We start from the raw sequence: 11,979 nt of genomic DNA on the forward strand, positions 1-11,979 counted from the left end.
ATATATAGGAGGTGCATTTAAGAATGATAGGAATTATTTTTTTATTGAATGTGCGGTATGCACCATATATTAATAAATATACAGATATTTTAAAAAGAAATAATAAGGACTTTGAAATTATTTATTGGGATCGATTAAATAGCCCAGATGCACCAAAAGAATGGAAATCAAAAGTTTTTAACTATAATTCAAGGCTAGACAAAAGTAAAATTGCAAAAATATCAGATTTTTTGAAATTTAGAAAATTTGTTATTCGAACAATAGAATCCCGAAAGTATGAAAAGTTGATAATTTTAACTACTTTAACTGGTATTTTCTTGTCGGACAAGTTACTGAAAAATTACAGTGATAATTATATTTTAGATATTAGAGATTACTCTTTTGAGAAAAATCCAATATACAAAAAGTTAGTAGGTAAACTGGTTGAGAAATCAAATTTTACAGCAATATCTTCTGAAGGTTTTAAACACTTTTTACCTGAAAGTAAAAAATATATTAAAGTACATAATTTCAGACATGAAGATATTATGGCAAGCACAGAGTGTGCAAGAGAAAGATGGAATAAAGAAGAAAAAATAAAAATTTCTTTTTTAGGTTCTATACGACACTTTGAATTAGACACGAAGTTTATCGAAACCTTTATAAATGATAATAGATATATTTTAGAATATATAGGGGATGGACCTCACTATGTTAAGTTGAAAAAATATATTATTGAAAATAATTATGATGTTAATATTCCGGGTAGATATCATTTTAATGATAAGCCAAATATATTACAAAATGTTAATTTAATTAACGGATACTATGATGATAAAGAATATATTAATAAATTTGCAGTATCAAATAAATTCTATGATAGCTTAATATATAAAATCCCATTATTGGTTAATAAAAATGTGTATTTAGGTGATATAGTACGTGATAATTATTTAGGAATAACAGTTAATTTAGAAACATATTCAGAGAAATCTGGTATTACTAATTATATTTATGAAAGTTTAAAAGAATTTGATTATAATAAATTTGAAAAAAAATGTAATGAAATGATACAAGATATTTTATTAGAAGACCATATTTTTGAACAAAAACTATCTGATTTTATAAGTTCTTCTTAAAATTTTAAACAGAGGGGAATAATCTAATGATTAAATTTAAATTGTATTTAGGGATATTTTCTTATCTGTTTATCTATCTCTTTTTAACATTATCCATATATTTAATTAGTGTGTATACTAATTATAATGGATTAGGGGTTCCTTTATTAAATGGTAAGGATGATGGTGTTTTTTATTACGAACAGGCAATGAACATAGTAAATGGACTACCAGTTATAGAAAACCCACCAATGCATGTTATATTGATAGGCTGGTTAATGAAAATTACGAATATCGAAAACCCAATTATCATAAGAGTTTACAATTTTTTAGGTACTATGTTGATTTTACTTATTTCATTACTGGTATTAAAAAAAATAACATCTAACACAAAAGAATTGTATATATCTGGTGCTTTTTTGTGTGTAATTTTGTCTCTGTACCCTAGCCTGGTAGTATACAATGTATTATCAATTAATAGGGATGTATGGATAATTTTATTTTTCTTGTTATCCATAAATTTATTTATTAATATCTTCATTAAAAAAGGAAAGTATCCTATTATAATTTCTATACTGTGTATATTACCTTCAATTTACTTTCTTGGAGAGCATAGACATTATGCCCTTCTTAGTTATCTTTTAGGATCTGTAGCATTTTTGTTATTAAATGTAGCAAAAAATTATATAACGAACGGGGTAAAATTATTTATTTCTTTTGGAATAGTTTGTTTCAGTCTATTTTTTATTTTCTTTAAGAATATAACCATCCCTATTGTAGGGATGTCATTTATGGATGCTTTAACTTATAGAAATTTAGCTTTTGAGGGAATGGGCGGGGGAAGTCAAATGAATATATCATTATCACAACCCAATCTTATTTTGTTTTATTTCAATTATTTCTATAGTATAGTAAGCAATACTGTAGGTCCATTTCCATGGCAAGTAACAGGATTTTCATCGCTTATCCTACTATTAACTGAAGGTATATTCTTTTTCTTTGTCTTTTTCTTTCTATATAAACAAAGGAAGAATTTTAATAAAGTGGAACAATACCTTGTCGTACAAAGTGTTATTTGGTTCATGTTAATTAGTGTTACAAATGACAACTTTGGAACAGGTTCTAGATTAAGAATAATTGGATGGATTCCTATTTTAATAATTTTTTCAAAATATATTGCAATATATATTTTGAAAAAAAGGGAGAAGATTACAGGCGGAATTAGAATAGTAGATCAAAGTCAATGAAATTGAGAGCAATATTCGAATGTAGAAATTATTTTTAAAGAAGGTAGGTTTAAATGAAAGTATTATTTATTGCCTCTGTTTACAGGCATTTTAAAGCATTTCACATACCGTATATGAAATGGTTCCAGGCAAATGGCTTTGAAGTATATGCAGCCGCAAATTCTGAAGATCAAACTGAACGAGATTATTTAGATTCTTTAGGTGTGAAATGTATTGATATCCATTTTGAACGGAGCCCACTAAGTGTAAAAAATCTAAAGGCTCTTAAGCAATTGAAACAACTAAAAGAAAAATTGACATTTAATATTATTCACACACATACCCCAGTTGCTTCATTTTTAGTGAGACTTGCTTATGCCAATGACAATAAGACTAAGGTAATTTATACAGCACATGGTTTTCACTTTTATAAAGGAGCACCATTAATGAATTGGTTAACTTTTTTCTTTGCTGAAAAAATGGCTTCCAAATGGACAAATCATATCATAACAATTAATACAGAAGATTATCAGAATTCCCATTTGCTAGGTTATAGAGAAAATCAAATTAGCTATGTCCATGGGGTAGGAATAAATTCAAGTATAAAATTAATAGAACCTTTAAAAGTATCAAGGCTAAAAAAAGAATTTTCTATTAAAGATAATCAGGTTGTTATTGCCTGTGTTGCTGAACTTAATAAAAATAAAAATCAAATTTTTCTATTGAAAAATTGGAAAAAGATAAAAGCTCGATGTCCAAATGCCAAGCTCTTATTGATAGGAACTGGGAAAAGATATAAGTATTATTTTGATTATGTACAAAAAAATGAGCTTGATGATGTAGTATTTACAGGATATAGGAATGATGTACTAGATATTCTTCAAATTTCACATATTATAACCCTATTATCTAAGCGTGAAGGGCTAGGAAAATGTTTGTTAGAAGGTATGATATGTAAGTTGCCGTGTATAGCAACTAATACTAGAGGACCTAGAGATTTAATTAACGAGAGTATAAATGGTTATTTAATTGATTTAAATGATGATGATAATTTAATAAAGAAATTTATTTCATTGATTAAAAATGCTGAATTACGTAATGAAATGGGGAAAGAAAGTTATAATATAGCCCAAAGTTTTTTTTTGGAAAATGTTATAAAAGAGTATGATGAAATTTACAATAAGTATATTGAGGTTGATAATGAAAAGGTTAATAGATTTTAGTACTAGTTTTATCATGTTAATTTGTTTATCACCAATGATTCTACTAATTTGGGTTCTAATTTTAGTAAAGCTAGACTCTCCTGCAATCTTCAAACAACCACGTCCAGGCTTAAACGCTAAAGTATTCTATGTATATAAATTTCGTACAATGACAGATGAACGAGATGAAAAGGGTGGGTTTTTACCAGATGCTGAGCGATTAACATCATTTGGGAAGTTATTAAGAAAGTTAAGCCTAGATGAACTGCCGCAGTTATGGAATGTATTAAAAGGAGAAATGAGTTTTGTAGGTCCCCGTCCACTTTTAGTAGAATATTTACCACTGTATAATGAAAGACAAGCACGTAGGCATGAGGTACGTCCTGGAATAACAGGGTGGGCTCAGGTAAATGGACGTAATGCAATTTCTTGGGAGCAAAAATTCGAATATGATGTATGGTATGTGGAAAATCAATCTCTGTGGTTGGATTTTAAGATATTAATATTAACAGTGAAAAAAGTGTTTGTATCAGAGGGGATTAATCAAGAAGGTCAAGCAACAATGGAGAAATTTAAAGGGAGTAAATAAAAAATGAGAAATATTGTAGTATATGGTTCTGGCGGTTTTGCAAGGGAAGTTGTTCATTTAATTGAAAATATAAATGAATTAAATGATGAGTGGAATGTGCTTGGATATTTAGATGATAATGAATTAAACCATGGATTAATTATAAATGAATTACCAGTATTAGGCGGTGCAGAATGGTTGGAGAACAATGACATTGTATATGTTGTCATTGGCATTGGTGCACCTAATACCAAAAAGGCAATTGTTCAAAAACTAAAAAAGTATTCAAATGTGCGGTATCCTAATTTAATTCATCCTACTGTAAAAATATCAAGATTCAATCAATTAGGAGAAGGTAATATTATCTGTGAAGGGAATATATTAACAACTAATATTATCTTAGATAATTTTGTTATTCTGAATTTGAATTGTACAATAGGACACGACGTACATATAAAGAATTTTTCTACAGTCCTGCCTAACTCATCAATTTCTGGAAACGTAATGCTTGGGGAATGTGTTGATTTTGGTACAAATGCAACGATTATACAAGGTATTACGATAGGTCAAGGAACAATTGTTGGTGCTGGAGCTGTAGTAGTAAAAGATTTGCCAGCCAATTGTACTGCTGTAGGTGCTCCTGCAAAACCAATAAAATTTCATAAGTGAAAATCTTTGAGAGAAGGCATGTAACATGACACAACGAATTTTATTATCCTCACCCCATATGAGTGGACATGAACAAAAATATATAAATGAAGCATTTGAGACAAACTGGATTGCACCACTTGGACCAAATGTAGATGGATTCGAGCAAGAGCTTGCTAAATACGTAGAGATAAATGGTGCAGCAGCAGTTAGTTCAGGGACTGCCGCTATAGACTTGGCTTTAAACTTATTAGGTCTTGAGCGTGATGATATTGTATTTTGTTCAACGTTGACTTTTGTAGCAAGTGCAAATCCAATTTTGTATCGAGGAGCAAAGCCTGTTTTCATTGATTCTGAATGGGATACGTGGAATATGTCACCACAAGCCTTGCTAAGAGCATTTGAGGATACAAAGGCTAAAGGAGAATTACCAAAAGCTGTTATAATCGTTAATTTATATGGGCAAAGCGCAAAAATGGATGAACTGCTTGCCATTTGTGAATCTTACGGTGTTCCAGTAGTGGAAGATGCGGCTGAATCACTAGGATCTACTTATAAAGGAAAAAAAAGTGGAGCATTTGGTCAGTTTGGGATTTTCTCGTTTAATGGTAATAAAATCATTACAACATCTGGAGGAGGCATGTTGGTTTCTAATGATGTGGAAGCCCTGAAGCATGCGAGATTTCTTGCAACACAGGCCCGTGACGCGGCAAAGCATTACCAACATAGTGTTGTTGGTTATAATTACCGTATGAGCAATGTTGTTGCAGGAATTGGACGAGGACAGCTTGAGGTACTGGATGAGCGTGTGGCACAAAAAAGAGCAATTTTTGAACGTTATGCTGATACTTTTTCAGCTATTGACGGTTTACATATGATGCTAGAGCTAGAGGAAACATTTTCTAATCGTTGGTTGTCCACAATGACAATGGATCCTGAAAAAATCTCTATTTCACCCTATGAGTTAATAGATAAGTTGAGTGAGGCAAATATCGAAGCACGTCCAGTATGGAAACCATTGCATTTACAACCATTGTTTGAAGGATGCGATTTTTATCCTCACAATGAAAATGAAGTTGTAAGTGAAAAATTATTTAATACAGGTATTTGTTTACCATCCGATTCTAAAATGACAATAGAAGAACAACAACGCGTAATTGATCTAATTTTAAAAAATATTTAATAATAAAATTCAATTTTACTACTCTGGTTCATTTAAAGTAAAATCTTATATAGAAAATATAGATATGTCTCTTAATGAGATGTATCTTTTTATTTTATTCTCAATATTAGGTTTGCTACTACCGATATAATAGCAAAATAGGAAAAGAAAAAGTTTAAAAATATATTTAATATACATAGAAATACAATCGAAATCGCTTGAATACATCTAGACTCTAAATCATTTTTATTAAATTTAACACAATTCATCTTAAAAGTGGGGATACTATATTGATAGCAGAAATTGTAAAAACAACATTGCTAAATTGTTCGCTAGATGATAATGATCTCGTACAATATAAAGATCGCGTAAAAAATATCCATAACGCATTACCACACTATCCTTTAACAGGCTGGATCGAGTCACCTTTACAAAATCATGAGGAACTGCTTACCTCTATTGAACGTGTGGCAAGTGAAATAAGAGCTTGTGCGGATGTTCTAGTTGTTGTAGGCGTTGGTGGCTCCTTCTTAGGTGCGCGTGCAATTCAGGAGGCGCTGATGCCTTATTTTGGGCTGGCTAAGGGTGGCATTGAGGTTGTCTATGTTGGCTTGAATATGAGCGGTGCATATATTAAAGAGCTTCTGGCTTATTTAGATACGAAACAAGTATATGTCAATGTGATTTCGAAGTCAGGCGGTACAATGGAGCCGGCGTTGGCCTTTCGTGTAATGCGTTTATATATGGAGGAGCGTTATGGCGAGAAGGTAACGGAGCGTATTATTGTCACGACGGATGCGGAAAAAGGCATCTTAAAGGGAATCGCTGATAAGGCTGGGTATCGTCAATTTGTTATTCCTGCTGATGTGGGTGGGCGTTATTCTGTATTAACGCCTGTTGGTTTATTACCTGTGGCGGTTGCAGGTGTTGATATTCGTGCTTTAATGGATGGTGCACGTTATGCAGCAACAGAGCTAGCAGAAGAGGATTTGGCGCATAATGATGCCTACAAATATGCGGTGATGAGACATATGCTTTATGAGCAGGGCTATACCATTGAATTGCTTGCGTCCTTTGAGCCTGGACTCAATAAATTCCATGAATGGTGGAAACAGCTTTTTGGTGAAAGTGAAGGGAAGGCGCATAAGGGACTTTATCCTTCTACTGTTAATTTCTCCACTGATTTACATGCCATTGGGCAGTTTATTCAGGAGGGCAGTCGTGTTATGTTTGAGACATTGCTACACTTCCATGAAATAGAGGGCGATTTAGCTGTACCATTTGATGCCCGCAATGAGGATGGCTTGAATTATTTGTCGACTCGTACTTTTAATGAAATTAATGCGATTTCTAAGCAAGGAACGGCTCTTGCCCATGCAGAGGGGCAAGTGCCTGTTATTCAATTAGAATTGCCAAAGCTGGATGCTTATCATCTTGGGTATTTGATTTACTTCTTTATGAAGGCCTGTGCAATGAGTGCTTGCTTACTAGAGGTAAATCCATTTGATCAGCCTGGTGTTGAGGCCTATAAACGTAAAATGCTAGAGTTGCTGAAAGAAGAAAAGGTGATAAGTAAATGAAGAATGTCCATGAATTATATATTGGCTGGTTGGAGCAGTCTCTTCCTAGCTATTTAGCTGAGGAGCTTGCCTTAATTGCAAGTGATGAACAAGCAGTCGAAGACCGTTTTTATCAATATGTGTCCTTTGGTACTGGTGGGATGCGTGGTGTTTTAGGCGCTGGAACGAATCGTATAAATGTTTATACGATTCGTCGTGTTGCTGAAGGGCTTGCTCGTTATATTGAATCCAATGGTGAAGCTGCTAAACAGCGTGGTGTTGTTATTGCTTATGACACACGTCATTTTTCGTATGAATTTGCCTGTGAGACTGTAAGTGTACTAGGAGCACATGGTATTCGTTCTTATGTTTATAAGGAAGCAAGACCAACACCACAGCTGTCGTTTACGGTTCGGAAATTAAATGCTTATGCAGGTGTGGTCATTACTGCTAGCCATAATCCGAAGCAATATAATGGGTTTAAAGTATATGGTGAGGATGGTGCACAATTAACGCCACAATTTTCCGAAGCTATTATCGCCTATATGAACGGAATTGAGGACATTTTTACTATTCAAGTGAAGGAACTCGTGTTATTAGAGCAGCAAGGACTTATTACTTGGCTTGCAGGTGATTTGGATGATGCATATTTATCGAGTCTTTTAACCTTAAAGGAAAATCAGAATATTGCGTTGGATATGAAACTCGTTTATACACCATTGCATGGTGCAGGCTTGGTGCCCGTTAGTGAAGGGTTGCGCGCATTTGGTTTTCAACAGGTACATATTGTTGAGCAACAAGCTGTGCAGGATGGTGATTTTCCAACGATTTCTTATCCTAACCCAGAGGAATCGAAAGCTTTTGAGTTAGCTATGAAGCTTGGTGCACAGGTTGGAGCGGATCTTTTGCTGGCAACTGATCCAGATGCGGACCGTTTAGGTGTTGCAGTTAAAAATGGAGATAGCTATGAGCTGTTAACTGGTAATCAGCTTGGTGCTTTATTGCTCCATTATTTATTGTCTACAAAGCAACAGCATGGAACGCTACCTAGCAATGGCGTTATGCTAAAAACAATTGTTACATCTGAATTAGGTACTCATATTGCTGAAAAATTTGACGTAACGACAGTAAACACCTTAACGGGCTTTAAATATATTGCTGAGAAGATTGCAGAATATGAGCAATCTGGTGACTATTCGTATGTATTTGGTTATGAAGAAAGCTATGGCTATTTAATAGAAACTTTTGTGCGTGATAAGGATGCTGTACAGGTAGCATTGAAGGTTGCAGAAATGGCAGCTTTTTATGCCAAGAAAGGGCAAACTTTATTAGATGGTCTGCAAAGCCTATACGATCAATTTGGTACCTATCAAGAGGCACTAGTTTCCCAAGTATTTGAAGGTAAAAATGGTCAGGAAGAGATGAAAGCTATATTAAATAACCTTCGCCAAAACGCACCTACATCCATAGGTGGGATAGCGGTTAAACGTTTTGAGGATTATTTAACAGGTATTTCGACCTTAGCAGATGGCACTACTGAGAACATTACATTACCTAAAGAAAATGTGTTGAAGTATGTTTTAGAGGATACCTCTTGGGTCGCTATTCGTCCATCAGGTACAGAACCAAAATGTAAATTTTATTTTGGTGTTGTTGGACAAACAGCAGAAGAAGCAAAAGATAAATTAAAGCGACTTCAGGCTACATTTAAGGTTTAAAGAAATCCTATTAAAAACGCCCACTTCTTTCTATTCTAAAAAAGTGGGCGTTGCACATTATTGAAGTCGTTTTAATTCAGCTTCCTGTTGAATGGACCGCACTGACAATAGTTCGATAATGCGATGCTGGCTTTCTTGAATGGCCTCAAGTTTGTTTACTTTTTCATTTGTTTCTAAAACAGCCTGCTTGATTTGCTGCTGTTCAATTTCTATTATTTCAAGACGATTCTCCACAGACTCAAGACGTTGATTAATTTTTTTTAGTTCGCTTAAAACTTCCTCCATTCCTTTCACCTCTATTCATTTAAATCTATCTATTTTTTTAATCTCTCTCTATAAAAGTAATCTCTCTAATTATAACATAGAAAACAAGCTTACAAGTATCACCATTGCAATCATCGACAAAATATGACATGCTTAAAAGAGAGAGAAAAGAACTAGGAGAATGTTGTAGTGATTAAAGAGTGGGATTACCTACGTGTGGTGGCGTGTCTGTCTATTTTACTATTACACACATCTTCATGGGTGATTATGGAGGTTGGGGCAGAGCCAGAGCAGACGTTTTATCTTTTTTTAAGGATTGTGTTGTGCTATGCGACACCGACGTTTATTGTATTGTCTATTTTAATATTGGCCAATCGTTATCATGAGAAACTACCAAGGAACTTTTGGTCGAGTAGGATTCAATATATTTTTGTTCCCTTTTTAGTATGGGCTTTTATCGATGCAGTAGTTGTTGAGTCCATTTATCAAAAAGGTTTATTATGGGAAAAGTATTTTGATAATATTGTTTATGGAGAGTTTGTTGGCTGGTTTGTTGTTGTAATTATGCAGCTATATGTAATCTTTACGCTGCTAACACGTTTTAAATGGTCGATAGCATGGTTTTTACCATTTAGTGTGTTGGTTACGCTTATTCATCATACTGTGATTTTATTGCCATATCCTATTTTTCAAGAAAATAGTATTTGGCTACGATTTTTCTTTACTGGCTGGCTTGGTTATTTTGCTATTGCCTATGTATTTGGTATCTATTATTCACAAATTGCAGCATTAGCTCGAAAATATCGGTATGCGACAGTTGTATTAGTTGTACTGTCTGCTGTCTTTTTGTATATTCGTTTGCTTTTAGGTTTCGTAGAGGTGCATTCAAGGCGTCTTGATTTAATACCATTTGTGATTAGTATGGTGCTATTTGTGATTGCCTGGGGACAGTCTTTACCGTATACAAAAGCTGTTAAGGTGCTGAGTCAATATGCGTTTATGATTTATCTTATGCATTGGGAAGTTTTGCGTTTATCAACTGGCTGGTTTGTAGAGCATTTCGATAGTACCCTAGTCCGCGTACCGTTGTTGTTGCTATGGACGTTAGCTGTTTGTCTACTGTTGACCAAATTTATTTCATTACTGCCATTTAGTCAATGGATTGTTGGGAAAATTAAAAGACCTACTACATAGTAAAAGCAGTGATTTCTTTCAAAATAGAAATCACTGCCTTTTTTTGTAGTATCGCCAGTAGCTTCAACAAAATCGCTGCTAAAAGTTGTAATATCGCCAGTAACCTCAACAAGATCGCCGGTAGAAGTAAAAATACCGCCACTAGTTTACAAAGAAAATTATTCTGGCATTAATTTTAAGTTTCGATCATTGTATGCTAGCACGACATAATCTGGATGTAGATTTTGTAAATATGGAATAATATCCTTCTCCAAGTATCGTAAATCTAAAATAGTTAGCTTTTTAAAGTGGCTTGCTACATGAAATTGAATAGCATTAAAATAAGAATCTTTGATAACAACAATATGTTTATCACTGTCATAGTCTTCATTAACTATTGTGAGCTCTGCAAAGTCTCGACTATAGGCATCTGCATAGTTTACGACTGTGTCAGGATTCATTTTTTTTGCACGACCATATACAGCCTCGTATGGAGCAGTAACGCCTCCTTCGATTGTACCGTCATAGATGGTAAATTGTGTTGCAAACGAAGGTGGTTCGTTATAGCAAATTTGATCGTGGTTATTGACGGTCATGTATAAGATTTTATTCCAGGAGCCAGCAAACTTATTGGGTAAGCAATAGGCGTTGTCTTCCTTGTATGGAATCGGCTGAATTGCTTCACCAAGTCGCTCGCTCATTGTTTTTATTAGTGCCTCGTAGCCTGTGTATGCACCGCGCATAGTCCAGTGATGATCTGTTTTAAAGAAGTACTGTTCTGTAGAGAAGTCATTCTTCATTTCATCATAGAGTCGGATATTGTCAACGCCAGCAGCAGTAACAAGCTTATGTAAGCGCTCATTATTGGCTATTCCGGCATCTTCAGGCATATAGCTAGGACTTGGTTCCCGTGAGTAAGTAGCCTTCGCTGGCAGTGAATAAAACGTAAACGGTATTCTTTTTTCGGCTAGTTCTTCGCTGAGTTTTTGCAAATCAGTGGCAAAGGAAGTAAGTTCCTTTTCAGATTTTGCTACGGCTGGCTTTGAAATAATCCAGCCACTAGTATCGTCTACTGCGTATTTATCGTTTAAATAGGTTTTGCCAACCGCTCGCTGGAAGTGCACATAATTGCGCATCCATGTATCACGGGCAGGAAACTGATCGGAAATATAGGATTCCACCTGTTTTGACCATGCGCCAGAGAAGATTTCCTGTAAGCTAGGTGATAGATTGGCAGATTCTAATGGACGATTTTCCATTTCTGACTGTTTACGATCCACAGTTTTGACATGTATGACGAGGCCACCGAAAATGATGCAAAAAAAAGTTATTGGTAATAGATACATTTGAATTTTTCGCATG

General features: G+C 34.3%; 11 protein-coding genes. 9 read left to right on the forward strand and 2 right to left on the reverse strand.

Features of this window, described 5'->3' with window-relative positions; genetic code table 11:
* Positions 1-23: 23 nt before the first annotated feature.
* From ACQKIM_RS05115 to ACQKIM_RS05150, 8 genes are all read left to right on the forward strand, one after another.
* Positions 24-1,118 (forward strand): hypothetical protein, encoded by a 1,095-nt coding sequence (locus ACQKIM_RS05115; protein ID WP_427540038.1) that lies wholly within the window; start codon positions 24-26, stop codon positions 1,116-1,118.
* Positions 1,119-1,144: 26 nt separating this feature from the next.
* On the forward strand, positions 1,145-2,344 hold the full coding sequence (locus ACQKIM_RS05120; RefSeq protein WP_427540041.1) for a hypothetical protein: 1,200 nt from the start codon (positions 1,145-1,147) through the stop codon (positions 2,342-2,344).
* Positions 2,345-2,397: 53 nt separating this feature from the next.
* A complete protein-coding gene (locus tag ACQKIM_RS05125) occupies positions 2,398-3,546 on the forward strand; it encodes a glycosyltransferase family 4 protein (RefSeq protein WP_427540044.1) in 1,149 nt (382 codons plus the stop codon).
* Positions 3,524-4,114, forward strand: a complete 591-nt coding sequence (locus tag ACQKIM_RS05130) for a sugar transferase (RefSeq protein WP_427540047.1) — start codon at positions 3,524-3,526, stop codon at positions 4,112-4,114. The genes ACQKIM_RS05125 and ACQKIM_RS05130 overlap by 23 nt, the downstream gene beginning before the upstream one ends.
* A 3-nt stretch (positions 4,115-4,117) precedes the next feature.
* Positions 4,118-4,762, forward strand: coding sequence for an acetyltransferase (locus ACQKIM_RS05135; protein ID WP_427540050.1), 645 nt, complete (start codon positions 4,118-4,120; stop codon positions 4,760-4,762).
* Positions 4,763-4,787: 25 nt separating this feature from the next.
* Positions 4,788-5,924: an aminotransferase class I/II-fold pyridoxal phosphate-dependent enzyme gene (locus tag ACQKIM_RS05140; protein ID WP_427540053.1), complete on the forward strand. Its 1,137-nt coding sequence runs from the start codon at positions 4,788-4,790 to the stop codon at positions 5,922-5,924.
* A 269-nt stretch (positions 5,925-6,193) separates the two neighbouring features.
* On the forward strand, positions 6,194-7,483 hold the full coding sequence (locus tag ACQKIM_RS05145; RefSeq protein WP_427540056.1) for a glucose-6-phosphate isomerase: 1,290 nt from the start codon (positions 6,194-6,196) through the stop codon (positions 7,481-7,483).
* On the forward strand, positions 7,480-9,180 hold the full coding sequence (locus ACQKIM_RS05150) for a phospho-sugar mutase (protein ID WP_427540058.1): 1,701 nt from the start codon (positions 7,480-7,482) through the stop codon (positions 9,178-9,180). Before ACQKIM_RS05145 ends, ACQKIM_RS05150 begins: the two co-directional genes overlap by 4 nt.
* 57 nt (positions 9,181-9,237) lie before the next feature.
* Here ACQKIM_RS05150 and ACQKIM_RS05155 read toward each other — a convergent pair whose 3' ends face one another.
* On the reverse strand, positions 9,238-9,465 hold the full coding sequence (locus ACQKIM_RS05155; protein WP_054770203.1) for a hypothetical protein: 228 nt from the start codon (positions 9,463-9,465) through the stop codon (positions 9,238-9,240).
* Positions 9,466-9,633: 168 nt separating this feature from the next.
* Here ACQKIM_RS05155 and ACQKIM_RS05160 point away from each other — a divergent pair, with 168 nt between their 5' ends.
* The gene (locus ACQKIM_RS05160; protein WP_427540061.1) at positions 9,634-10,638 is read left to right on the forward strand and encodes an acyltransferase family protein; all 1,005 of its coding nucleotides are present in this window, start codon (positions 9,634-9,636) and stop codon (positions 10,636-10,638) included.
* 158 nt (positions 10,639-10,796) lie between these two features.
* On the opposite strand, the gene ACQKIM_RS05165 is transcribed toward ACQKIM_RS05160, so the two are convergent.
* Positions 10,797-11,978 (reverse strand): DHHW family protein, encoded by a 1,182-nt coding sequence (locus tag ACQKIM_RS05165; protein ID WP_427540064.1) that lies wholly within the window; start codon positions 11,976-11,978, stop codon positions 10,797-10,799.
* Position 11,979 lies beyond the last annotated feature (1 nt).

The sequence above is a fragment of the Lysinibacillus sp. NPDC047702 genome, assembly GCF_050272555.1.
Lineage (GTDB): Bacteria > Bacillota > Bacilli > Bacillales_A > Planococcaceae > Lysinibacillus.